The following is a 25013-nucleotide window of genomic DNA, read 5'->3' on the forward strand; positions in this document are numbered from 1 at the left end:
CCTTGCCTGTCTCTTGCGGTTGCGTCGGCGCAATGTCAGCGCTTGTATGCCTGCAGGCCCGGCTTGATCGTCTTGTCGTCCAGGAACTGCTTCAGTCCCTGCTCGCGGCCGCGCTCCGGATCGCGCAGCTGCGCCTGGTCGAGCTTCGCGTACAGGTAATCCTCGCACTGCTCCCACGTGAGTTCGCGCGAACGCTTGAAGCCGTGTTTCGCCGCGCGCAGCACGACCGGATTCTTGTCCATCAGCCGCGCGGCGAGCGCGATCGTCGCGTCGCGCAGGCCGGCCAGCGGCACGCTGCTGTTCACGAGGCCCATGTCCGCGGCTTCCACGCCGGTGAACGTGTCGCCGGTCATGATGTAGTGCAGCGCGCGGCGATGCCCGACCGTGTCCGCCATCGCCTTGCTGACGAGGTTGCCCGGCGGGATGCCCCAGTTGATCTCCGACAGCCCGAACACCGCTTCGTCCGCCGCGATCGCGAGGTCGCACGCGACGAGCGGCGAGAACCCGCCGCCGAAGCACCAGCCGTTCACCATCGCGATCGTCGGCTTGTTGTACATCCGCAGGCGGCGCCATTGCCATTCCGATGCGTCGCGACGCACCTTTTCCTGCAGCGCGTCGGAGCCGCCGTCGATCTCGCGGAAATATTCCTTCAGATCCATGCCGGCCGTCCACGCGGCACCCGCGCCGGTCAGCACCAGCACCCTCGCCTCGTCGTCGAACTCGACCGCGTCGAGTACCTCCAGCATCTCCCGGTTCAGCGTCGGGCTCATTGCGTTGCGCTTCTCGGGGCGGTTCAGCGTCACCCACGCGATGCCGGCCTCCACGTTCACTTCAACGGTCTGCCAACGATTGTCGTACTTGCTCATGTCTGTTCCTGTCGTTCGTTCCTGTGCGATTCGGTGCGCAGCATTCCTGCTGCGAACGGCTTCATTTAATATCAGGCTACCTGATATTGCAAGCGGCACGAGCGCCGGTGTAAACCCGGAGCGTAAAGCGGGGGGAAACGAAGAAATCGGGGAGCGGTCAGGCGACCGGCAAAGCGAACGCGGGCCGCACGGGCCCGCGTCGCGGAGGTTTGGGAAGGGGTCAGCCGCGCAGGTTGCGCGAGAACAGTTCGAGCGCGCGCTGCACGTGCGCGGCGTCGTCGGCGGAGATCTCGCCGAGCATGCGCGTCTCGAGCGGGCGCAGCACGGCTTCACATTCGCGCAGCATCGCCGCGCCTTCGTCGGTCAGCGTCAGCAGGATGATGCGGCCGTGCGACGGGTCGGCTTCGCGCGTGACGAAGCCACGGGCGGCCATCACGCTCATCACCTCGTTCGCCGATTGCGGCGTGATCCACGAGCGCTCGGCCAGTTGCGCATTCGACGACGCGCCGCGCGCCTCGAGCACCGACAGCGCCGTGTATTGCGCGAGCGTGATGCCGAGCGGTGCGAGCGCGTCGGTCATATGCCGGCGCAGCAGCCGGTCGAGACCGCCGATCACATAGGTCAGGCGCTGCTGCACGCGCGCCTTCGGCTTGTCGCCCATCGCGCGGGTGGCATTCTTCGCAGCATTTTTCGGCTTCGCGGGCTTGGTCGGGGTGGAGCTCATGGTACGGGCGGGATGGGGTTGCGGGCCATCTTACCAGCAGGGCGGGGGGCAAATTGCATAGCCGTGACATCGATCTCAACGCGCGCCCCATTTACGATTGACTCGTATAAGTACGAAGACATCCATCGATCTGCTAATCAAATTATCGAAAACCATCGATTTCCATCTTGAAAATTGCGCTGCACATCGGAGCGAGATAAAAGAACGTCTTCATTCCTCGCACGAGTCACCGATGAAGAACGCACAAGATCGCGAAATGGTTCGCCTGAGAGACATCACCGATCATGGCGGCACCGTCACCGAAGTCGCCGGTGATCTCAAGCATCTCGGCATTGGTGTGGCACTGGACGGCCATGGCGTGACGTGCCCGAAATGTGGTGGCGTTTTTCCGCTGCTGGCAAGCGGCCCGCGCACGCACCGTGGCCGCCTGGTCGGATATCGCGGCGACAAAACCGGCTGCGGTGCAATCGTCATTGGCCAGCGAACGGCGAGGGCAGAGTAAATGGAGATTTTTACCCAGGCCCGAACGCTGTCCATCTCCGGCGCGGCGTTACCCACCTACGGCATGGATGCGCTGCCGGTCTTTGTTCCAGTTCGGTTGCAAGGCATCGAAACCATTGGCCGTCTCGATGAATGCCGCTACCTCGTCACGTTGCGAACCGACGACGCCTATGCGGTCTCCCCCAGTCGCACGGCCGATCTCGATCTAGACAAATTGGTCGGCACGGAAGTCACCGTGTCGATCCAGCTCGAAGGCAAAGGGCGGTTCATTTCGGGGCTGGCCGGCGCCGCCGGACTTGGCAACATCGGCGCGGGCACGCGCGAGATCAGCGGGCTGGTCGAAGCGGCCCGGATCGCCGGTCAGGATCGCGACTCGATTCTGTACGAACTGGAACTACGCCCGTGGCTCCATCGCGCAACGCTGACGCAGGATTGCCGCCTGTTTCAGGACATGACCGTCGTTGAAATCACCGACGCGGTGCTCGCGAAATATCCCTATCCCGTCGATCAGCGCTTGGGCGCATTCCGGGGCGTCTATCCGACACGCGATGTGCAGCGACAGGCGTTTGAATCGGACTGGGCATTTCTGCAACGCCTCTGGGAAGAATGGGGAATCTGGTGGTGGTTCGAGCACGACGGCGGCCATCATCGTCTGGTTCTGTGCGACACGATGGGTGGCCATCATCCGCACGGCGCGGCCTACGAGACGCTGCGTTATCTGCCGCCCGATGGTCAGCATATCGACGAGGAACACATTCACACGCTGTCCGTGACCAGCCGCCTGACGCCCGGACGCGTGACCGTGACGGACTACGACTACACACGCCCGCGCGCCGATCTGGCGACCACGGCGGAAAACCCTCGCCTGACCGCAAGCGCAGACGGCGAGCTATACGGTTGGGGGGATTACAGTCAGCCGCTCGCGGGCGCGCAAGGGCTGACAGGTCAACCGAACGATACTGAGCGGGAGGCGCAACATTTCGCGCGCGTGCAGCTTGAGGCGCGACGCTGCGCGGGGCGGCGCGCAAACGGACGAGGGCATCTGCGCGGGCTCACGGTCGGGCATACCTTTACGTTGACCGGCTATCCGCAGCAGGCGGCAAACCGCGAATACCTCGTCGTATCGTGCGCGCTCGATATCGAGGAAGTCGCAGGACGCACCAGCAGCGCGCAGCCCTATCGCGTTGACGATCAATTCGAACTGTTGCCGACGAACGAGCCGTTCCGACTGGAACGCAGCGTCCACAAGCCGATCCTGAGCGGGCCCGAGAAGGCGATTGTGGTCGGGCCGGCCGGACAGGAAATCTGGACGGACCAATACGGCCGGGTCAAGGTGCAATTCGCATGGGACCGGCAGGGCCGGCACGACGAGCATTCGGGTATCTGGCTGCGCGTGCTATCGCCGTGGCAAGGCGTGGATATGGGCGCGACGTTCATCCCGCGCATCGGTCATGAAGTCGCGGTGTCGCACTACCATGGCGACCCGGATTTGCCGGTGGTTATCGGCAGTGCGGTCAACGCGCTCCGCCAGCCTGCGTTGGACCTGCCGCACAATCAGGCGCTGTCGGTGCTGCGCGGCAAGGAACTCCACGGCACTGCATCCGGCCACGTGGCTATCGACGATACGCGGGAGCAAATTCAGACGCAGATTGCCAGCGACGCAGGCACGTCGATGCTGAGTCTCGGCAACCTTCGGCGCATCACTCGAAAGAAGGGTCGTGCCGATGCGTGCGGCAAAGGCTTCGATCTTCGCACCGACGACTGGGGTGTTGTCCGGGCGTTGAAGGGTTTGTTCGTGTCGACGGACGGTCAACCGGGCGGCCCGGGTCACGCGAAGGACGCCAAAGAGGCAATGGGCCGGCTGACGCAGGCGCGCGAGCTACAGGAAAGCCTGACGGATTTGGCGCAACAGCACAACACACAACAACGTGGCGCGGACCAGAGCGACGTAGCCCGTGCGATCAAGGCGCGTAACGATGCGATTCGGGGCAATACGTCTGCCGGCCCGGACGATTTCCCGGAACTTGCCGAAGCCGATATCGTGCTGGCCGGGCCGGCGGGTATCAGCCTGGCGGCCGAGCGTAGCGCCCATATTGCGAGCGGTGAGGACGTTGCCGTGACGAGCGGCCGGCATGTCGGGATTGCCGTGGGGCGTTCGCTGTTCGCGAGCGTATCGAATGCGTTCTCTCTGTTTGTGCACAAGGCAGGCATGACACTCGTTGCCGCCGCGGGGAAAGTGCGGATCGAGGCGCGGAACGACGGTGTTGACGTGACCGCCAAGAAGACAATCCAGATCACAAGCATGACTGACAGTATCCATCTGCATGCGGCAGAGGAAATCGTGCTGCACGCCGGCAGTACCGAGGTACGCATCAGCGATCAGGGGTATGTGGTGCGAACAGCGGGCGAGCACACGATCTTTGCCGGCAGTCATCAGACAGACGAAGCGCAGGTGCGACCAATACGCCTGCCGGTCACGCCCGACAATCCGGGGCAGTATGCGGCGCACTTCGTGCTGTTGGAGCACGACAGCGGGCTTGCGCTGCCGAACCAGCCGTACCGGGTCACGCTCGACAACGGACGCGTGATAGAGGGCGTGAGTAACGCGCTGGGCGAAACGGATGTGGTGACGAGCCACGACATCGCGTTCGGCACGGTGGAGCTGCTGGCGGCGAGCGATCCGGACAAGGTGATTGCGGTGAACCGGGCAGCCATCGTGCGCGACAACACGACGCCCTACACCGCCCAAGCGCCGAACGCCGACAAACGCACCACAACGATCAAGGGCAAGAAGGTCAGCACCCCGGAACAGGGGGCGACGTCCGAGAATCAGCCGGCCGCGTTCGCGACCTGCGACCCGCTCAACTTCGGGTTGCGCTTCCATCACTTCATCGACGGGGCTAAACAGAGCGATACGCCCCCCGATATGCCGATACGCCGGGATGTTGAGTATCCGGTGACGAAGGCTTATACGGCGACGATCAAAAAGGCGCTCAAGGGGATCGAGTGGGGCAGGTTCAATACGTTGAGTGGCGAGATATCAAGAAGCCTAAAGGCAAATATCGCGCTCGCGGTTGAAAATATACTGAGCAGCGCCCTTGGCGCAGGGCCATTTGGGTTACCCAAGGGCCTGTTAGGCGATCCGACTGGATCAAATGGCGCAACCCCCAAGATAAATATCGTTAATGAAAATGATGGGAAATCCAAATACAACATGCGCCCGGATGTCAGCGCGTCATTTATCGGCATACCCTGGGTAATCGCTATCCAAGAGAGAGAAATAACGAAGATCGTTGCATCGTCGAGCAATGCAGCTGCCTTGGACGGCACCCTGAAGGCCTTCGCGGATCTGCTTTATCACGAAGCGCGACATTGCCAGCAAACATTCTGGATGATTGCCTTGCTTCAACAACATCCGAGCGACTATGCGATGTTCTCGCAGGCAATGCAGGTGTATGGAGACAGTATGCGAAAGGATGTCTTTGATGCGGCCGAAAAGACGCGACTTCCAGATGACGCGCGGGTAATGGCGGGGCTGCATCGCATGTTGGTTTTTCACTATTACTGGATGATTTCGCACATGCAAAATCAGGCGGGCGGAGCCTATGTGAAGTCCGACGTGCCGATTGCACAGGCCGAGGTGTGCAAGCTGTTGAGAGTGTCGCCAGAAACGGCGGCCAAGATGGTGAATTTCGAAGATGGATACCGGAGCCAGTTACATGAAGAAGATGCTTATGCGTGTGCGGAGGTGGTGCAAGCCTATTGGGACCGTCCTGATCGTGCTTTCGTGCGTAACCCCGGTACATGCACAGGAGAATACAATGCTTCACTTAACGCCATTGGGGGAGGGATTTGAAATGCAGACGACAGACGAAGAGCAACGTGTCGTGCTGCGCACCATTCTCGAATCAGCAATGGCAATCCTGCGCGATGATGCGCCATACGATCCGAAACATATTGTCTTTGGGACAAACTACACGACGTGGACGCACCACCCTGCAAAAGGGTTTCTTTATAAGTACGCAAATCGTGCGCTGCGTGGGACGGAGATTGAGTTTTCCACTGGCGACGATCCGGAGGACTACAGCGACAATCGAGATAAGGCGAAAATTGTCCCGGCCGGGGTAAGAATAGTCGTTGATTCAAGGGTTGCCAGCTTGCCGGACACGGAAATCAAGTCGCTTCTCCAGCTAGAGGACTATTGGATTAATCATCGCGGGAATCGTCGATATGGGAATGAAATAAGGACGCGCACCCCCGATGCTCCCAATTTGCAGTCCTTTCGCTACCGCTCAAAAGATATTCCGGGCAGTAAATTTCCGATCGATGTCGATCTTGGTTACATCAATCCGATAGATGGATCATTTCCGCAGCAATTGTGGATAGTCGAGATACGCCGCGTATACAAAATCTTGACGCCTGAGGAACGCAAGCAACGCCGCCTTGAAGAGCGGCAGGCGAAACGTCAGAAATACGGCGAAATGAACCTGCGCACAGGCATGCTGTGTCCCGAGACGGGGTTGTGGGAGGGATTCACCACGATTTCCAGCTCCCACCCATTGGTGGTCTACAAGGGGCGAAAATTCCCCACGGTCCGTACGTTAACGCCTCAAGAGGAACGCCAACAGCGGCGGGCCACCGAGCACGTAGCGGGTCGGTGGATGTGGTTGCGAGAGCCGCACGATCATCCGGTATGGTGGATGCAGGACGACCCGGAATCCGATCAAGCATGAACCGGAAAGACGGGGCCGATCGGTAATTTCGTGTTCGAGGCATATCTACCGACCAAATCGTGCTCTTGTGCGCCTGCCGATGAACACCCGCCGTCGCCCCGTCATTCACCGCGTGCGCTTCCCCGCAAACCGCACGGTCGGCAACCCCGCATGCCGTGTCTGCGCGACGAACACACCGCCGGCATCGGCATCGCTCGCCAGCGCGTCGTCGCTCAACCCAACCCGCGCACTCGTCACGTACAGCCGGCCTTCGCCATCAAGCGTCACGCAGCTCGGCTGCGCGGTCGGCACCGCCACGCGGTCCGTCTCAACACCGTCCGGCCCGTAACGCACCACCCGCCGCCCGCCCCACTGCGCGTTCCACAGTCCGCCGTCGCGATCCATCGTCGAACCGTCCGGATCGCCGTCCGCATCGGTCAACCGCGCGAACGGCCGCACGTTGGCGACGTCGCCGCCCGCGCGGTAATCGCACACGAAAATCTCGCGCACCATCGAATCGCAGAAGTACATCTTCGTGCCGTCCGGCGAGAATGCAATGCTGTTCGCGATCGCGGCCGCAGGCAGCGCAAGCCGTTCGAGCGTGAGGTCCGGATTGAGCCGGTAGAACCCGCCGACCGCGCGCGGCGGCTCGCCGCCTTCGTCCTTCATCCCGAACACGAACGCACCGAACGGATCGCAGCGCCCGTCGTTCAGGCGCGTCGGCAATTCGGGTTCGACGTCGACGATCCGCGTGAATGCGCCGCTGTGCAGATCAAAAAACGCGAGATGCGTCGCGAGCCCGACGAGCAGCACGTCCGGGTCGTTCGTCAGCGCGAAGCACGCGAGCCGCTCGGGCATCGGCCACTGCGCAAGATCCGAGCCGCCCGCGCGACAGCGCCACAGTCGCGCGCCTTCGATGTCCGTCCAGTACAGCGCGTGCGTCGCGTCGCACCACGTCGCACCTTCGCCGAGCATGTTGCGGCTGTCGACCAGCAGCGCCGCCGCGCCCGGATGAATCTGTTGCATGCCGTCTCCCGATATCTGTCGCATTTGCAGGCGGCCACGCATTCGTCAGATCTTCATCGCGCGCCGCTGGTTGCGACGATACTGGTCGAACAGCACCGCGAGCAACAGAATTCCGCCGCGTATCAGATATTGGTAAAAGGTCGGCACGTTCAGGAGGCTCATCGCGTCCTGCACGGAGCCCATGATCAGCACGCCGACCAGCACGCCGGAGATCGTCGCGACGCCGCCCGTCAGCGACACGCCGCCGAGCACGCACGCGGAGATCACGCCGAGTTCGAGCCCGACCGACGTCTTCGGATCGCCAAGGCTCATCCGCGACGCGAGCATCACGCCGGCGAAGCCGGTCACGAGCCCCTGCAGCACGAACACCGCGATCTTGATGCGCATCACCGGCAGCCCCGCGAGCAGCGCGGCCTCGCCGTTACCGCCGACGGCCAGCACGTTCTTGCCGAACACCGTCTTGCGCAGCAGGAAGCCGAACACGACGAAGCCGACGATGTTGCTCCAGATCGGATACGAGATGCCGAGGAACGACCCGCCGCCGAGATCGAAGAAGCGTTCCTCGGAGATCATCACCGCGTCGCCGTTCGACGTGATGAACGCGAGGCCGCGCACGACTTCCATCATCGCGAGCGTGACGATCAGCGAGTTGATCCGCCAGCGCGCGATCAGCACGCCGTTGACGAGCCCGACCGCACCGCCCGCGAGCACGCCGGCCGCGATGCCGAGCACGACGCTGTGCGTCGCGGTGATCAGCGTCGACGCGACGACGCCCGAGAACGCGACGATCGACGCGACCGACAGGTCGACTTCGCCGAGCGCGAGCACGAACATCATCGTCACCGCGATCGAGCCGATCAGCGTGACCGACAGCAGCAGGCCCTGGATGTTGCGCGGCGTGAGGAAGTCCGGCACGGTCAGCGACAGCGTCGCGAACAGCACGAGAAACACCATCACGATGCCGGAGCGGTTGATCAGTTGCCACACGCCGCCGCGCGCTCGCGCGGGCGCGGCCGTGGCATCCGGGGACGGGGAAGTGCGTTGGGGTTGCATTGCCTGGCTCATAACGTTTGCATTCCGGTTGACTGCTGGCCGCTAGCGCGGCAGTGCGAGCTTGATCAGCGTGTCGGGCGTCGCCTGCGCCTTCGCCACCTCGCCCGCGATCCGTCCTTCCTTCATCACGATGATCCGGTCCGACACGCCGATCACCTCGGCCAGATCGCTCGACACGATGATCACGGTGCGGCCCGCTTCCGCGAGTTCGTAGAACAGGTTGTAGATTTCCGCACGCGCGCCGACGTCGATGCCGCGCGTCGGCTCGTCCATCAGGAACACGTCGATGCGCTCGGCCAGCCAGCGCGCGAGCACGACCTTCTGCTGGTTGCCGCCCGACAGCGCGCCGATCGGCGTGTCGCCGTCGCGGGTCTTGATCGCGAGACGCTCGATGTATTTCTGCGCGAGCTCGCGTTCGCGCCGCGCATCGAGCAGCATGCGCGCCGGGCTGAAATGACGGCGCGCGCTGATGTTCAGGTTGTCGGCTACCGACGCGATCGCGACGATGCCTTCCTGCTTGCGGTCCTCGGGGCACAGTGCGATGCCGGCGCGTACCGCATGACGCGGGCTCGCGAACGCGACGCGCTTGCCGCCCAGCTCGATGTGCCCGCCGCTCGGGCGCGCCGCGCCGTACAGCAGCTTCATCAGCTCCGAGCGGCCCGCGCCGACAAGGCCGAAGAAGCCGACGATCTCGCCGCGCCGCGCGACGAACGACACCGGCTCGGACAAGCCCGGCCCCGTCAGTTCCTTCGCCTCGATCAGCACGTCGCCGGCCGCGCGCGGCCGGTAGCCGTACACGTCCTCGATCGAGCGGCCGACCATGCAGCCGATCAGCCGGTCGCGGTCGAGGTCGGCGACCGATTCGAACGTCTCGATCCGGCGGCCGTCGCGGAACACCGTCACGCGGTCGCACAGCGCGTCGACCTCCTCCATCCGGTGCGTGACGTAGATGATCGCGCGGCCTTCCGCGCGCAGCGAACGGATGATCCGGAACAGCTGCGTCGTCTCGCGCGCGGACAGCGAACTGGTCGGTTCGTCGAATGCGATCACGCGCGCGTCGCGCATCAGCGCCTTGCCGATCTCGATCATCTGGCGCTGGCCGATCGACAAATACTTCACCGGGATGTCCGGATCGATGTGCTCGCCGAGCCGCTCCAGCGCATCGAGCGCGCGCACCGCGAGCGCACGCTCGTCGACCACGCCGAGCCGGCTCGGCAGCTGGCCGAGCATCAGGTTCTCCGCGGCCGTCAGCTCGGGCACCAGATGCAGTTCCTGGTAGATGATCGCGATGCCGGCCTCGAGCGCGGCGCGCGTCGACGCGAAGCGCTGCACCGCGCCGTTCAGCGTCAGCGTGCCGGCCTGCGGCTGGTTCACGCCGGACAGCACCTTCAGCAGCGTCGACTTGCCCGCGCCGTTCTCGCCCATCAGCCCGTGCACCTCGCCCGCGCGCACCGACAGCGACACGCCGTCGAGCGCGCGCACGCCCGGGAACGTCACCGTGATGCCGTCGAGCGCGAGCAGCGCGCCGCCCGGCGGCGGCGTGGCGGTTTCGGCGTCGTTGCCGGGCACCACCGTCATCGTCTGCATCGTCATTGCGTCTGCGCCCCGCACGCTCAGATGCCGAGTTCGGTGCGCACGGCCTGCCAGTTCGCGCGCGTCATCAGCTTGCCGCTCGTCTGCGTGTCGGCCGGCGGCGTCTTGCCGTTGCGGATCCAGTCGACGAGGTTCTGCGTGCTGTCCTTGCCGTGGTTCGTCGAGCTGACCGCGATCGTCCCGTAGAAGCCGGTCGGCTCCTTCTTCTGGAATTCGGCGAACGCCTCGCCCGCGCCGTTGATGCCGACGCCGATCACGTCGGCCGCCGGAATGTGCAGCTGCTCGGTCGCGCGCACCGCGCCGAGCACGGTTTCCTCGTTCAGTGCGTAGACCACCCATTTCTTGATGTTCGGATGGCGCGCGAGCACGGGCGCTGCCGCGCTGAAGCCGCCTTCGTCGTCGGTCGTCTTCTGCGGCGCGTCGAAGATGTTCTCCTTGCGGAAACCGTTCGCGAGCAGCGCCTGCGTCGCACCGTCGGTGCGCAGCTTCGCGGTCGGCAGCTCGTAGTTGGTGATGCGCAGCGCGCCGACTTCCTCCGGCTTCCAGCCGCGCCGCTTCATCTCGTCGGAGATCGCCTGGCCGACCTGGTTGCCGATCTTGATCGCCGACATCCCGAGGTGCGGCACGTTCGGCAGCGGCTTGCCGGTCGAGTCGACGAGCTGGTCGTCGACGGTCACGAACTTCATGTTGTAGCGCTTCGCGCGCGCGGCGATCGCCGGCCCGAGACGCACATCGGGCGCGCAGATCACGAAGCCCTGCGCACCTTGCGAGCCGAGGTTGTCGATCGCGGCCAGCACCTTCTCGCCGTCCGGCGTGCCGATCTTCACGACCGAGAAATTCTCCTTCTGGCCGAGCGTGGCGGCCGCGTTCTGCTCGTTGATGAACCATGCCTGCTCGGGCATCTTCACCAGGAAGCCGATCTTCAGCGGCGCGTCGGCGTGAGCGGCGCCCGTCATCCCGAGCGGCGCGATGCAAAGCGCGGCCAGCAGCGCGCGCAGGGTGTGTCGGCGAATCGTGCGGTTCATGCGTGTCTCCTTGTATTGGCTTGGGTCTTCAACTTCCGTCGTACGCGCTCGCGGTGGAGCGCGCCGGCATGGTGTCAGCGGCCGAACGCGTCGGTCCCGACGCGCCGCCCGAACAGGAACGCGTCGGCGACGAGCCGCAACGGCCGCACGTCGACGTCGCTTTCGCCGCGCGCGATCAGCGCGCGGAACTGCGCATACAGCGCCGGATACTCGCGCTGCGGCCCGATCTCGACGGGCTCGCCGCCGATCGACAACTGCGCGCCGCCGCGGCTGATCGCAAGCACGCCGTCCGACGTGTCGACCGCGATCTCCCATTGCTCGACGGGGCCGTGCCGCCAGTCGAATTCCGCACGCACGGGCACGCCGTCCGTGTCGGCACAGTCGAGTTCGGCCGCGATCGGCATCTGCGCGTCGCTCGGCACATAGAGCGTCGCTTCGCGCAGCACCAGTTCGCGCGGTAGGATCCGCGTCACGATCGACAGCGCGTTGATGCCGGGATCGAACACGCCGAGGCCACCGGGCTCCCAGATCCACTGCTGCCCCGGATGCCAGCGCCGCACGTCCTCCTTCCAGCGCACCTGCACCGCGCGGATCGTGCGCGTCGCGAGCCACGCGCGCGCCGGCTCCACCGCGCTCGCACAGCGCGAATGCCAGGTCGCGAACAGCGTGAGGCCGCGTTCGCGCGCGAGCGCGTCCAGCGCGGCCACTTCGCCGAGCGTCGCGCCCGGCGGCTTCTCGAGCATCACGTGCTTGCCGGCTTCGAGCGCGGCGCGTGCCTGTGCATAGCGCACCTGCGGCGGCGCGCACAGCGACACCGCATCGAGCTCGGGCTCGGCGGCCAGCAGCGCGGGCAGATCCTGATAGTTGCGCACGCCGCTGACTTCCGCGTGGCGGCTCGCGCAAGCGGTCAGCGCGAAACCCGGTTCGGCGGCGATCGCCGGCAAATGCTGGTCGCGCGCGATCTTGCCGATCCCGATCACGCCCAGCGAAATCACCTTGCTCATCTGCGTTCCTCCTTCGCCACTCGCTCAGTGCGCCCAGCGCAGCACGAGCGGATCGAGCCGGCGCGCGATCGCGATCAGCTCCGCACGCGTGTCCGGATGCAGTTCCGGCATCGGATGCCGCGGCCGCTCGCACGCGATCACGCCGCCTTCGCGCATCAGCGCCTTCGCGGTGAGGATCCCGGACTGGCGGTTCTCGTGATTGATCAGCGGCAGCCACGCCTGATAGCGCGCGAACGCATCGTCGTGCCGCCCTTCGCGGAACGCTTCGAGGATCGGCCGGATGCCGTCCGGAAACCCGCCGCCCGTCATCGCGCCGGTCGCGCCGGCATGCAGGTCGGCGAGCAGCGTGATCGCCTCCTCGCCGTCCCACGGCCCTTCGATCGCATCGCCGCCGAGCCGGATCAGCTCGCGCAGCTTGTTCGCCGCACCCGGCGTCTCGATCTTGAAGTACGCGACCTGCTCGATCTCGCGCGCCATCCGCGCCAGGAACGGCGCGGACAGCGCGGTGCCGCTCGCGGGCGCGTCCTGGATCATGATCGGGATGGCGATCGCATCCGACACCCGCGCATAGAAGTCGAAGATCTGCGCTTCGGGCACGCGGAACGTCGCGCCGTGATACGGCGGCATCGCCATCACCATCGCGGCGCCGAGCTGCTGCGCGCGCAGGCTGCGCGCCGCGCACACCTGCGTGCTGTAGTGCGACGTCGTGACGATCACCGGCACGCGGCCGGCGACGTGTTCGAGGATCGTGCGCGTGAGCACGTCACGTTCGTCGTCGGTGATCGCAAACTGCTCGGAGAAGTTCGCGAGGATGCACAGCCCGTCCGAGCCCGCGTCGATCATGAAGTCGACCGCGCGCTTCTGGCTCGCGAGGTCGAGCTCGCCGGTATCGGAAAACGTCGTCGGGACGACGGGGAAGATGCCGCGATAGCGCGGCGTGCTGCTCGATGTCATGGTTCGGTCCTGCGTCGGCCTCGAGGCGAGGCCATCAAGCGTTCACGGTTTCACATCACCCACTTCGCGTGGCGCGGACGGTTGCCCGCGCCGCGCCTTGCGCTCAATGCGAATGGCTCGGCACGTCCGCGCCGCGCGTGCCGACCAGGAAGTCGAGGTCGCATCCCTCGTCCGCCTGCAGCACGTGATCGATATACAGCCGCGCATAGCCGCCCTTGCCGAGCTGCCCGGCCACGCCTGGCGCCGCGGTCGGATCGACATCCGACAAACGGCGCTGCAGTTCGTCATCCGTAATGTCCAGATGCAGCGTGCCGGCCTCGCAGTCGAGCTCGATCCAGTCGCCGTTGCGCACCGCGGCGAGCGGCCCGCCCGCGGCCGCTTCCGGCGCGACGTGCAGCACGACCGTCCCGTACGCGGTGCCGCTCATCCGCGCATCGGAGATCCGCACCATGTCCTTCACGCCCTGGCGCAGCAGCTTCGGCGGCAGCCCCATGTTGCCGACCTCGGCCATGCCCGGATAACCGCGCGGCCCGCAGTTCTTCAGCACCAGCACGGAGCTGGCATCGACGTCGAGCGCTTCGTCGTTGATCGTCGCCTTGTAGTGGTCGAGGTTCTCGAACACCACCGCGCGGCCGCGATGCTTGAGCAGTTCGGGGCTCGCCGCGGACGGCTTCAGTACCGCGCCGCGCGGCGCGAGATTGCCGCGCAGGATGCAGATCCCGCCGTCCGCAATCAGCGGGCGGTCGAGCGGGCGGATCACCTCGTCGTCGTAGTTCGGCGCTTCGCGCACGTTGTCCCACAGCGACTTGCCGTTCACCGTCAGCGCGTCCGGGTGCGGCAGCAGCCCGCCTTCGCCGAGCCGGCGCAGCACGGCCGGCAGGCCGCCCGCGTAATAGAACTCCTCCATCAGGAAGCGCCCCGACGGCATCAGGTCGACGATCGTCGGCGTGTCGCGGCCGATGCGCATCCAGTCCTCGAGTTCGAGCGGCACGCCGATGCGGCCCGCGATCGCCTTCAGGTGGATCACCGCGTTGGTCGAGCCGCCGATCGCCGCGTTCGCGCGGATCGCGTTCTCGAACGCGGCGCGCGTCAGGACCTTCGACAGCACGAGCCCTTCGAGCGCCATCTCGACGATGCGGATGCCGGACATGTGCGCGAGCACGTAGCGGCGCGAATCGACGGCCGGAATCGCCGCGTTGTGCGGCAGCGCGACGCCGAGCGCCTCGGCCATGCACGCCATCGTCGAAGCCGTGCCCATCGTGTTGCAGGTGCCGGCCGAGCGCGACATGCCGGCTTCGGCCGACAGGAAGTGGTGCAGGTCGATCTCGCCCGCCTTCAGCGCTTCATGCAACTGCCACACGGCCGTGCCGGAACCGATGTTCTTGCCTTCGAGCTTGCCGTTCAGCATCGGACCGCCCGACACGACGATCGCCGGCACGTCGCAGCTCGCCGCGCCCATCAGCAGCGCGGGGGTCGTCTTGTCGCAGCCGGCCAGCAGCACGACCGCATCGATCGGATTGCCGCGGATCGCTTCCTCGACGTCCATCGACGCGAGATTGCGCGTGAGCATCGCCGACGGCCGCAGGTTCGATTCGCCGTTCGAGAACACCGGGAACTCGACCGGGAAGCCCCCGGCTTCGGAGATCCCGCGCTTCACGTGCTCGGCGAGCTTGCGGAAGTGCGCATTGCATGGCGTCAGTTCGGACCACGTGTTGCAGATGCCGATGATCGGCCTACCGTCGAACTCGTGGTCGGGGATGCCCTGGTTCTTCATCCAGCTTCGGTACATGAAGCCGTTTTTGTCGTTCGTGCCGAACCATTGGGTGGAGCGCAGCCTGGGTTTTGTTGCCGACATCGTCAGTCCTGTGGTGACGGGATACCGACGCAGTCTAGGGAGAATTTTGATAACTCGCCAATGACGTTTTAGGCGATTACGATATCTATTTCGATATCGATATAAACCCGTACGATGACCGAAGCCAGCCCGTGGGGAAACCGCAGCCGCCTGAAAACCCGCCAGCTCCTGCTGGTCGTCGCGCTCGCCGACGAAGGCAGCATTCATCGCGCGGCGGCCGCGCTGAACATGACGCAGCCGGCCGCATCCAAGCTGCTGCGCGAGCTCGAGGAATCGATCGGCGCGGTGCTGTTCGAGCGCCTGCCGCGCGGGATGCGGCCGACGCTGTACGGCGACGCGCTGATCCGCCACGCGCGCGCGGCGCTCGGCAGCCTCGACCAGGCGCGCGAGGAGCTGGCCGCGCTGAAGGCCGGCCATCTCGGGCACGTGGCGGTGGGTGCGATCACGTCGCCGGGGCTGCGGCTCGTGCCGCCGGCCGTCGCCGCGGTGAAGGGCACGCATGCGAACGTGCGGGTATCCGTCGAGATCGACACGAGCAACGCGCTACTCGAACACCTCGCGCAGGACAAGCTCGACATCGTGCTCGGCCGGCTGTCCGCCGAACACGACAAGCTGCACCTGCGCTACGAGCCGCTGACCGGCGAGCCGGTCGCCGCGGTCGTGCGGCCCGGCCATCCGTTGCTCGCGCAGGCGCCGCTGTCGCTCGCCGACGTGCAGCGCGCCGCGTGGGTCATGCCGCCGGCCGGCAGCGTGCTGCGCCACCGCTTCGAACTCGTGTTCCAGCGCGCGAGCCTCGCGCCGCCGGCGAATGTGGTCGAAACCGCCGCGCTGCTGTTCATCACGCAGCTGATCGAGCAGAGCGACATGATCGCGGTGCTCGCGGAAGATGTCGCGCTGTACTACGCGCGACACGGGATCGTCTCGGTGCTGCCGCTGCAGATGGATTGCCGGATGGACGATTTCGGGATCATCACGCGCACCGACCGGCTGCATTCGCCGGCCGTCGCGGTGATGGCCGATGCGATCCGCGCGGCCGCGCGGGACGTGTACGGGATCGGGTTGTGAGGCGGCGGCCTCGGGTTCATGTGGGCCGCCTGCCCGTTGAAGGGCTCCTTATCGGTATGGTGAATCCGTGAATTTTTCCTTTATTTTCAATTACTTATACATTTCATGCCTGCGCGTACGGATGGCTGTCCTGATTCCAGAAAAAGAAAAGGAGCCGCGCGGCCCCTGTTCTCATCGTTGACACAACAACCTCTTAGCTACCTGCCGCACGCCTGAAGCGTCGCGCCCAGTGTAGAAGCTCCAGTTCCGCCTTTTAGCCTGCCCTACGACCTACACTGACAGAGCCATCAGAGCTGTCCTGACGACGTTCTGAACCGGCGGCCCCCATGCCTGAATCAATGCAGCCCGCGACTGCGCACGGGCGGCGCTTCAAATCCTCTTATCCACGCGCCCTCCTGCGTACTGAACACCGCCCAAGGTCCATCGTGCTCGGAAGGCTCACGACACACACCCAGCCGCGCTATGGCCGTCTGATACAGGCGGTCGAATCCCGTCCATAGGAACACCCGGATTAGTCTATCCGCTCGTATTTGGACCAAGTTTGTCTGAGTGGGACTAACCGTGGGCGGTTCGCCAAAATCCTATCCATTAGGGATGGTGGCAAAGTAAATTCCGATCCATCGCCGTCTCCCCTTTGAAGCAGTAGGTAATCCTTCCCCCAGATAAAGTCTGGAACCGGTGAGTCAAAAGTTGTTATTGCCAAAAGTTTATTGTCTTTGTTGTCGTAAAGTCTGGCGACAAATACATAGTCTATGATGTTAAACGGCTGCTCACTAAATGTCTCATGAGTGATAAAGCACATCGTGGCATAGTATTTTTTGTCAGGGGAGATTGACTTTTGGCAGTCCTCCCCCATAGGGCTTCGGTCAAACCCCCACATGTAACAAGCCCATGCACCCAGGGCGACAAGTAGTATTACTTTGCGCCGACTCATAGGAACACCCGGATTGACTTATCGAGACGAACAAATTTCTTATCTGAAAAAATAATGAAGTCCCCGCCCCGCTTATGCTTTTTTTGCCACTCCCGGAAGTCACTATTGCGCACCGGATAATAAAGGTTTCTTTTTTTCCTTACGTCTCCGACGGCCGCTGGATAATTAAGTTGCGGGATTCGAGAATCTCGCGAACTGACAAACGAGTATGGAACTACAATGATTCCGTTTTCGCCCCAATGACCCAAGTATTGCGATGGCTTACCCGCATCAGCCTCAAAGGTGTATCCATCTTTTACATAAACAAAAATGCCAATTATGTCAACGCATCTACTCCGGCTGCGTTCGTCAATGTAGAAGTTGGCTTGCGCAACTGCCGCGCAGATGTTGAAACTTCCGAGAGAGGCAAATAAATCATCCGGCACCCCCTTGTTTTCTTCGGTGAAGTACATGAACGACTTTATTTTATCCGCCAAGCCTCCGTCAACCGTTGCCCGTTGAAACTGAAACATTTCGTGCATCATCCTCACGTCATCTTTAAAAACTTCCGCCGTTCTAAAGAAGCCGTAGTGATCGTAGTATGCGGATAAGCTCTCCCTTAATATTTTGATTGCATCGGGCGAATAAATGCCGACCTCAATTAGCTGGTCATACTTTTCTTTCGCTCTCCGGTGTTTCAAAACCCAGTCTAACTTGACGATTGAGTAGTCGTACATGTCATCCGCATACGGCTTCCCGTTCTGGTCAATCGCATGTTTTTGATCATCCGAACTGGTTGAATAATTAAGCCTGCCAGCAAACCATCGCTCCATCAGCTTTGCGCCGACCGGCATCATTTCCCGGCGCATAGCGTCCGGAATCTCTTGAATGTCGAAGGGGGGAATGGTCGGTTCGACTTTGAGCGGAGGTTTGGGCTTTGGCGGATCGGGGGTATCCAGCCATCTCTTGAATCGTGAAAAAGCGTTATCAATCCTTTCGAAGTCGTCGGCCATCTTGTCCAGCGAATCCCGCTTGGGTGCCGAAGCCGGTTTGGGTGCCGGTGGTTTGGGCGGCTCTGGGGGCAATGGCGGGGCTGCGTCCATCGAGAGCTTGGCTTCATCCACGATGCGCGCGCCGTCCTGTTTTCGCCATCGCCAAAGCATCTTGTTTATTTCGTAGTAGGACAGTAACTCTGACATGTGCTCTCCAAAAATCGAACAAAGAATCTAGGTTAGATTTGAGTTTCACTCGCGGGCTGCTGTTCTTGCAAGCCGAATACCCAAACCCAGAGCGTTATGCATAAGTCAGTCGAGTCCTTCGCGTAGCGCACGTAACGTGTCAGCAGCGGTAAGCACTTTGTCGAGACTGCGCCAGATGGTTTTGGCGCCGGGCTCGCCGTCGCTCTTGCGACCGAGGAAGCCGCCGATTTGAGCAATCAGCCGTACGACCTCGTTCACCGTGGGCGCCTTGGTCGGCATTTTCTTTTTTGCGAGCAGATGAGCACCACGAATTTCATCTGGATCGAAGAACAAGGTGGCATCCAGATCCGGGCAGGTTCCGCCTTTGCACATCAGATAGGTGACGCGCCACGCCACAACCATGAACAAGGCCAGCGCACGCTCGATCCGGTCGACGGCGGCCATTTATCTACAGAATACCTCTCACTCTCAACGCCACCTGACTATTGTTATCAGTTTCACACACCGCCGATTTTCTAGATAATCGATCTTTATTTAATTTTCAGCTCCGGCTTTTCCAACAAAAAAGGCCGCTATCGACAGCCAGAAGTAACACCAGTGGGTAGCACTAGACGACCTAGCGTCACCCCATGCAACCAATAATTTGACTCGGGCCCTGCCTAATAACAATTGATTATTTGCACGTCTTCTCCCTGGCGCGCGTCACGCGGCCGCGACCTCGATCACCGGCTCGCACCGGATCGGGAAATTCACCGAATTCGCCACATAACACTTCGCATGCGCGTCGTGATGCAGCCGCTCGGCGAGCGCACGATCGTCGCCCGCACGGATCGTCACGTGCGGATGCAGCACGATTTCCGCGAAGCGGCCCGCTTCGGCGCTGTCGAGCATGGTCCCTTCCGCATCGTCGACATACGCAAGCACGCGGATGCCCGCATCCGAACACAGATGCAGATACCAGAGCTTGTGGCACGCCGATGCCGACGCCAGCAACAAATCTTCCGGATTCCAGCGCGCGGCGTCGCCGCGAAACGCGGCATCCGACGAACCCGGAATGTCCGGCTTCGAACCCGCGCGGATCACATGATCGCGGCCATATTCGCGATAGCCCGACGTGCCGGTTCCGCGGTTGCCGGTCCACTCCACTGCCACGCGATACTTGTGTTCGCCATGCGCCATCTCGCTCTCCTCTGCTATCGGATGTGAGGCCGCCATTGTGGCACCGGAATGCCGTTTGGTATACCATTATTCCAAAATGAGGACTCTAGGGCATGGAAGGCAGACTCGATTCCACGGCGGACACGGTGGCCGCATCGCTGCGGGAAATGATCATCAACGGCGAGTTGCAGGCAGGCGAGCGGCTCGTCGAGCGCGACCTCGCCGAACACTTCGGGATCAGCCGGATTCCGATGCGCGAGGCGATCCAGCGTCTGGAGCGTGAAGGGCTGCTGGACATCTTCCGCAATCGCGGCGCGGTCGTGCGGATGCTGAGCGCGGCCGACGTGCAGGAAATCTACGACATGCGCGCGCTGCTCGAAGGCGACGCGATCTACCGCAGCGTGAAGCGGATCGACGACGAAACGCTCGCGCGCGCCGAACTCGTGCACCGGCTGCTCGGCGAATCGAGCGTGCCGCGCCGGCAAGGCGAGCTGAACCGGGAGTTCCATGCGCTGCTGTATTCGTGTTGCGGCAATGAGCGACTGCTGAAGGCGATCGCGGAATTGCGCAGCCAGGTCGAGCGGTACGAGCGGCTGCAGGCGACGCTGCTCGCGGATACGCCATCGTTCCAGGTCGAGCACGAAGCCATCCTGCAAGCCTGCCGCGAACGCAATGCTCGCGGCGCACGTGCGATGACGGTCGCGCATCTCGAATCCGCCCGACGCATCGTGATGCGGCTCGTCGAAGGCGAGTGAGGCCGCGGCCAATCCGGCCTCGCCGGTTGCCACGCATCTCGATTCGGCGACGCGTATCGTGATGCGGCCCGTCGAACGCGACCGAGGCGGCCAGCCGATCCGCGTCGGACTCCTGTTCCGTCCGGTGGTCGGTGCCGTTCGTCGCTTGGCGGGTCGTGCCCCCGCGCCGGCAAACCGCGTCACGCCCGGTGTAGCGCCACACGGCCACCCACGCGCGCTAAGCCCTCGGCGCCTTACCCGTCGTCCCCCGCACCACCAACCTCGGCACCGACGCCGTCCGCACACGCAATGCATCGTCGACCTGCTCGCCCGCCTCGCGCAATGCGTTGAGCAGTTCGACCGCGAGCCCCGCGGCCTCGGCGGTCGGGATCGCGACGGTCGTCAACGTCGGACGCGTATCGCTCGCCAGATGAATATCGGTGATGCCGACGATCGACAGGTCGTCGGGCACGCGCCGGCCGCGATCGGCCGCCGCATGCAGCGCGCCGATCGCCGGCAGGTCGTTGGTCGCGACCAGCGCGGTCAGCCCGGGATGCGCGTCGAGCAACCGCCCCGCCGCGCGCACGCCGCCTTCGATCGAGTCGGGTTCCGCCGCGACGATCGACGCGTCGAGCCCCGCCTCGCGCATCACGTCGACGAAGCCGTCGTAGCGCGCCGCCTGCACGCCGCTCGCCGAGCCGCCGACGATCACGCCGATCGTCCGGTGCCCGAGTTCGAGCAGATGCCGCGTCGCGATCCGCCCCGCCTCGCGGAAATCCACCGCCACGCACGGCAACCCTTCGGGCGGCGCATCGGGCCGCTCCCACAGACACAGCACGACCGGCACGCCGCGCCGTGCGACGTCGACCAGATCCGGCAGGTGCAGGTTCGCGTTGGTCACGAGGATGCCCTCGGAAATCGTGCCGGCGATCTGGTCGAGATACGCACGCCCCTGCAACGGATCTTCGTTCGTATTGCAGATGATCAGGAACTGCCCGTTGCGGCGCACCGCACGCTCGACCGCGAGCGCGAACTCCGGATAGAACGGGTTCGCGATGCTCGACACCATCAGCGCGACCGTCGGCGCGCGCCCTTCCGCGAGTGCCCGCGCCGCGAGATTCGGTCGATACCCGAGCGCCTGCACGGCTTCGAGCACCCGCGCACGGGTAGCCTCGCCGACCCGGCCGCGGTTGCGCAGCACGTTCGAGACCGTCGCGGCCGTCACGCCGGCGCGGCGGGCCACTTCATCGAGTGTCGCCATCGTTTGCTCACTATATGAGACGCTGATCCAGTATTTGCTTCGCTCACCGAAGCGGCGCACTATCGCCGCACACCCTGCCGCCCAACGGGCGCGACTCGGCCGCGATCGCTACGGGCTCTTTTTTTGATCGCGATGATTAAGCGCTTAAGCATCAATGAAAGCGCATTAGAACATGGAGTGGAGACAATGGCGAGCATCTCGATGCGGCGCGTGCAGAAAGCCTATGGCGAGCATGCACCGGTCATTCGCGACGTCGATCTGGAGATCGGCGCGCACGAGTTCTGCGTGTTCCTCGGTCCGTCCGGCTGCGGCAAGTCGACCCTGCTGCGGATGATCGCCGGGCTCGAGGATCTGAGCGACGGCGAGCTGTCGATCGACGGTCGCCGCGTCGACGACGTGCCCGCGGCGGAGCGCGGCGTCGCGATGGTGTTCCAGAGCTATGCGCTGTTTCCGCACATGACGGTCTACGAGAACATGGCGTTCGGGCTGAAGCTCGCGCGCGTGCCGAAGGCCGAGATCGACCGGAAGGTGCGCGACGCCGCGCGGATCCTGCAGCTCGACACGCTGCTCGAGCGCAAGCCGAAGGCGCTGTCCGGCGGCCAGCGCCAGCGCGTCGCGATCGGCCGTGCGATCGTGCGCGAGCCCGGCGTGTTCCTGTTTGACGAACCGCTGTCGAACCTCGACGCCGCGCTGCGCGGCCAGACCCGCATCGAGATCGCGAAGCTGCACCGGCAGTTCGAACGCGCGAGCGTCGTCTACGTGACGCACGACCAGACCGAAGCGATGACGCTCGCCGACAAAATCGTGCTGCTGCACACCGGCGCGGACACCGCGCGGCACGGCAGCATCGCGCAGGTCGGCGCGCCGCTCGACCTCTATCACCATCCCGCCAGCCGCTTCGTCGCCGGCTTCATCGGCTCGCCGCGGATGAACTTCCTGCCGGCCGTCGTCGCCGCCTGCGACGCGCGGCGCACCACCGTCACCCTCGTGCCGTCCGGCGAAACCTTCACGCTGCCGCGCGACTGCTCCGCGCTCGCGCCAGGCGCGACCGTCACGCTCGGCATCCGCCCCGAGCACCTGACGCTCGGCACCGCGCACGACGCGACCACGCTCGCGCGCGACATCGCGCTCGTCGAACGCCTCGGCGAGCAGACCTACGTGCACCTCGACCAGCCCGGCGGCACGCCGCTGATCGCGAAGGTGCCCGGCGACGCGCCGGTGCGCAGCGGCGAGCGCGTGCACGCGCATGCGCCGGCCGCGGCCTGTCATCTCTTCACCGAAGACGGCCGCGCGGTGCCCGCGTGCGCCGACGTTCCCGTCCACCACTACGCATAAGGATCGGCATGCGCCTCGGAGTCTGCTATTACCCGGAACACTGGCCGGAATCGATGTGGGCCGACGACGCCCGCCGGATGAAGGCGCTCGGCATCGCGCAGGTGCGGATCGCCGAATTCGCGTGGAGCCGCATCGAGCCGTCGCCGGGCGAATACGACTGGGGCTGGCTCGACCGCGCGGTCGACGTGCTCGGCACGGCCGGCCTCGAGATCGTGATGTGCACGCCGACCGCGACGCCGCCGAAATGGCTGGTCGACCGTCACCCCGACATCCTCGCGATCGGTGCGGACGGCCGGCCGCGCAAGTTCGGTTCGCGCCGCCACTACGACTTCTCGTCGCCGACCTATCTGGAGGCGTCGCGCCGCATCTGCGCGGCGGTCGCCGAACGCTATGGCCGACACCCCGCCGTGCGCTACTGGCAGACCGACAACGAGCTCGGCTGCCACCAGACGGTCGTCAGCTACTCGCCCGCCGCGCTCGTGCGCTTTCGCGAATGGCTGAAGGCGCGCTACGGCACGATCGACGCGCTGAACCGCGCATGGGGCACCGTGTTCTGGAGCATGGAGTACCGGCATTTCGACGAGATCGACGCGCCGGTCGGCACCGTGACCGAAGCGCATCCGTCGCACCGCCTCGACTACCGGCGCTTCGCGTCCGACGAGGTCGCGCGCTATCACCGGATGCAGGTCGACGTGATCCGCGCGCATTCGCCGGGCCGCCCCGTCGCGCACAACTTCATGCAGCTCTTCACCGAGTTCGACCACTACGAAGTGGCGCGCGACCTCGACGTCGCGACGTGGGACAGCTATCCGCTCGGCGCGCTCGAGGAGCAGTGGTTCGCGCCCGACGTGAAGGCGCGCTGGCTGCGCACCGGCCATCCGGATTTCGCGTCGTTCAATCACGATCTCTATCGCGGGATGTCGAAGCTGCCGTTCTGGGTGATGGAGCAGCAGCCTGGGCCCGTGAACTGGGCGCAATGGAACCCCGCGCCGCTGCCGGGCATGGTGCGCCTGTGGAGCTGGGAAGCGTTCGCGCACGGCGCCGGCTGCGTGTCGTACTTCCGCTGGCGGCAAGCGCCGTTCGCGCAGGAGCAGATGCATGCGGGCCTGCACACGCCGGACGACAAGCTCGACGAAGGCGGCCGCGAAGCGCAGCGCGTCGCGCGCGAGATCGCGGCCGTGCTCGACGCCGATCCCGACGCGAACGGCGCGGTGTGCGCACCCGTCGCGCTGGTGTTCGACTATGAAGCGAAGTGGCTGTTCGAAGTGCAGCCGCAAGGCGCCGATTTCCACTACCCGCGCTTCGCGTTCGAGTACTACTCGGCGCTGCGTTCGCTCGGCCTCGACGTCGACATCATTTCCGCGCACGCACCGCTCGACGGCTACCGGCTCGTCGTCGTGCCGCCGCTGCCGGTCGTGCCGGACGACTTCGCGGCGCGGCTCGCCGCATCGGGCGCGCATGCGGTGTTCGGCCCGCGCACCGGTTCGAAGACCGCCGACCTGCAGATTCCGCCCGCGCTGCCGCCCGGCCCGCTCGCGTCGATCCTGCCGATGCGCGTATGGCGCGTCGAATCGCTGCGGCCGAACGTAGCCGAGCGGATCGACGGCACGTTGCGCGACGGCTCGCCGCTCACCGGCGACGCGCGTCACTGGCGCGACCTCGTCGAACTGCACGACGACGCGCGCAGCGTCGTGCGTGCGCGCTTCGCCGACGGCCATCCGGCGTGCGTGTCGCACGGCGCGCTGCACTACTGGGCCGCGCTGTTCGACGACGCGACCACCGCGCGCCTGTTCGCCGACGTCGCGGCCGAGGCGGGCCTGACACCGTCGCCGCTCGGCGACGGCGTGCGCGTAAGCCGACGCGGCGGCCTCACCTACGTATTCAACTACCGCGACACGCCGCACACGATCGAGGGGGTGCCGCCGTCCGCGTTCGTGGTCGGCGCCGCACCGGTCGAGCCGCAAGGCGTCGCCGTGTATCGAAGCCGTTCGTAGCAACCGCCCCCGGCGCCGCGATGCGCCGGTCACGCACAACG

19 protein-coding genes and 1 pseudogene are annotated in these 25013 nt (G+C 64.6%); 7 read left to right on the forward strand and 13 right to left on the reverse strand.

What is annotated here, in order from left to right; translation table 11 throughout:
- Nucleotides 1-35: 35 nt before the first annotated feature.
- Nucleotides 36-866, reverse strand: a complete 831-nt coding sequence (locus tag AC1Z3W_RS01280; RefSeq protein WP_057925510.1) for a p-hydroxycinnamoyl CoA hydratase/lyase — start codon at nucleotides 864-866, stop codon at nucleotides 36-38.
- A 220-nt stretch (nucleotides 867-1086) separates the two neighbouring features.
- A complete protein-coding gene (locus AC1Z3W_RS01285) occupies nucleotides 1087-1590 on the reverse strand; it encodes a MarR family winged helix-turn-helix transcriptional regulator (protein ID WP_057925509.1) in 504 nt (167 codons plus the stop codon).
- Nucleotides 1591-1822: 232 nt separating this feature from the next.
- Here AC1Z3W_RS01285 and AC1Z3W_RS01290 point away from each other — a divergent pair, with 232 nt between their 5' ends.
- From AC1Z3W_RS01290 to AC1Z3W_RS01300, 3 genes are read left to right on the forward strand one after another with little or no spacing between them, the layout of a single operon-like run.
- Nucleotides 1823-2092, forward strand: coding sequence for a PAAR domain-containing protein (locus AC1Z3W_RS01290; RefSeq protein WP_124832592.1), 270 nt, complete (start codon nucleotides 1823-1825; stop codon nucleotides 2090-2092).
- Nucleotides 2093-5947: a type VI secretion system Vgr family protein gene (locus AC1Z3W_RS01295; protein WP_483506691.1), complete on the forward strand. Its 3855-nt coding sequence runs from the start codon at nucleotides 2093-2095 to the stop codon at nucleotides 5945-5947.
- Nucleotides 5913-6824 carry a hypothetical protein gene (locus tag AC1Z3W_RS01300; protein WP_483506693.1) on the forward strand — a complete coding sequence of 304 codons (912 nt, stop codon included), beginning with the start codon at nucleotides 5913-5915 and terminating at the stop codon, nucleotides 6822-6824. Before AC1Z3W_RS01295 ends, AC1Z3W_RS01300 begins: the two co-directional genes overlap by 35 nt.
- A gap of 105 nt (nucleotides 6825-6929) precedes the next feature.
- Here the strand turns inward: AC1Z3W_RS01300 and AC1Z3W_RS01305 are convergent, their stop codons facing one another.
- The 7 genes from AC1Z3W_RS01305 to AC1Z3W_RS01335 form a co-directional block, all read right to left on the reverse strand.
- On the reverse strand, nucleotides 6930-7829 hold the full coding sequence (locus AC1Z3W_RS01305) for an SMP-30/gluconolactonase/LRE family protein (RefSeq protein ID WP_483506694.1): 900 nt from the start codon (nucleotides 7827-7829) through the stop codon (nucleotides 6930-6932).
- A 45-nt stretch (nucleotides 7830-7874) separates the two neighbouring features.
- Complete coding sequence (gene araH / locus AC1Z3W_RS01310; protein ID WP_057925505.1) at nucleotides 7875-8894, reverse strand: L-arabinose ABC transporter permease AraH; 1020 nt, start codon at nucleotides 8892-8894, stop codon at nucleotides 7875-7877.
- Between the two features lie 30 nt (nucleotides 8895-8924).
- The gene (gene araG, locus AC1Z3W_RS01315) at nucleotides 8925-10475 is read right to left on the reverse strand and encodes an L-arabinose ABC transporter ATP-binding protein AraG (protein WP_483506695.1); all 1551 of its coding nucleotides are present in this window, start codon (nucleotides 10473-10475) and stop codon (nucleotides 8925-8927) included.
- A gap of 20 nt (nucleotides 10476-10495) precedes the next feature.
- Nucleotides 10496-11500 (reverse strand): arabinose ABC transporter substrate-binding protein, encoded by a 1005-nt coding sequence (locus AC1Z3W_RS01320; RefSeq protein WP_057925503.1) that lies wholly within the window; start codon nucleotides 11498-11500, stop codon nucleotides 10496-10498.
- A 74-nt stretch (nucleotides 11501-11574) separates the two neighbouring features.
- A complete protein-coding gene (locus AC1Z3W_RS01325; protein WP_057925502.1) occupies nucleotides 11575-12504 on the reverse strand; it encodes a Gfo/Idh/MocA family protein in 930 nt (309 codons plus the stop codon).
- 24 nt (nucleotides 12505-12528) lie between these two features.
- Entirely contained in the window at nucleotides 12529-13458 is a 930-nt protein-coding gene (locus AC1Z3W_RS01330; RefSeq protein ID WP_483506697.1) for a dihydrodipicolinate synthase family protein, read from the reverse strand.
- A 103-nt stretch (nucleotides 13459-13561) separates the two neighbouring features.
- Nucleotides 13562-15313: an IlvD/Edd family dehydratase gene (locus tag AC1Z3W_RS01335; RefSeq protein ID WP_057925500.1), complete on the reverse strand. Its 1752-nt coding sequence runs from the start codon at nucleotides 15311-15313 to the stop codon at nucleotides 13562-13564.
- Nucleotides 15314-15427: 114 nt separating this feature from the next.
- Here AC1Z3W_RS01335 and AC1Z3W_RS01340 point away from each other — a divergent pair, with 114 nt between their 5' ends.
- Nucleotides 15428-16378 (forward strand): LysR family transcriptional regulator, encoded by a 951-nt coding sequence (locus AC1Z3W_RS01340; RefSeq protein WP_483506699.1) that lies wholly within the window; start codon nucleotides 15428-15430, stop codon nucleotides 16376-16378.
- Between the two features lie 930 nt (nucleotides 16379-17308).
- On the opposite strand, the gene AC1Z3W_RS01345 is transcribed toward AC1Z3W_RS01340, so the two are convergent.
- From AC1Z3W_RS01345 to AC1Z3W_RS01355, 3 genes and pseudogenes are all read right to left on the reverse strand, one after another.
- The gene (locus tag AC1Z3W_RS01345; RefSeq protein ID WP_483506701.1) at nucleotides 17309-18490 is read right to left on the reverse strand and encodes a DUF6402 family protein; all 1182 of its coding nucleotides are present in this window, start codon (nucleotides 18488-18490) and stop codon (nucleotides 17309-17311) included.
- Between the two features lie 105 nt (nucleotides 18491-18595).
- Nucleotides 18596-18922, reverse strand: a pseudogene (locus tag AC1Z3W_RS01350) (IS4 family transposase); the annotation flags it as partial.
- Between the two features lie 270 nt (nucleotides 18923-19192).
- The gene (locus AC1Z3W_RS01355) at nucleotides 19193-19669 is read right to left on the reverse strand and encodes an OsmC family protein (RefSeq protein ID WP_057925497.1); all 477 of its coding nucleotides are present in this window, start codon (nucleotides 19667-19669) and stop codon (nucleotides 19193-19195) included.
- Nucleotides 19670-19761: 92 nt separating this feature from the next.
- On the opposite strand from AC1Z3W_RS01355, the gene AC1Z3W_RS01360 reads away from it, so the two are divergent.
- Nucleotides 19762-20403, forward strand: coding sequence for a GntR family transcriptional regulator (locus AC1Z3W_RS01360; protein ID WP_057925496.1), 642 nt, complete (start codon nucleotides 19762-19764; stop codon nucleotides 20401-20403).
- A gap of 217 nt (nucleotides 20404-20620) precedes the next feature.
- Here the strand turns inward: AC1Z3W_RS01360 and AC1Z3W_RS01365 are convergent, their stop codons facing one another.
- Nucleotides 20621-21643, reverse strand: a complete 1023-nt coding sequence (locus tag AC1Z3W_RS01365; RefSeq protein WP_483506703.1) for a LacI family DNA-binding transcriptional regulator — start codon at nucleotides 21641-21643, stop codon at nucleotides 20621-20623.
- 186 nt (nucleotides 21644-21829) lie between these two features.
- Here AC1Z3W_RS01365 and AC1Z3W_RS01370 point away from each other — a divergent pair, with 186 nt between their 5' ends.
- Both AC1Z3W_RS01370 and AC1Z3W_RS01375 read left to right on the forward strand, forming a co-directional pair.
- Nucleotides 21830-22978, forward strand: coding sequence for an ABC transporter ATP-binding protein (locus AC1Z3W_RS01370; protein ID WP_483506705.1), 1149 nt, complete (start codon nucleotides 21830-21832; stop codon nucleotides 22976-22978).
- 8 nt (nucleotides 22979-22986) lie between these two features.
- On the forward strand, nucleotides 22987-24972 hold the full coding sequence (locus AC1Z3W_RS01375; protein ID WP_483506707.1) for a beta-galactosidase: 1986 nt from the start codon (nucleotides 22987-22989) through the stop codon (nucleotides 24970-24972).
- Nucleotides 24973-25013: the final 41 nt, after the last annotated feature.

The organism is Burkholderia sp. 10_S31 (assembly GCF_056930375.1).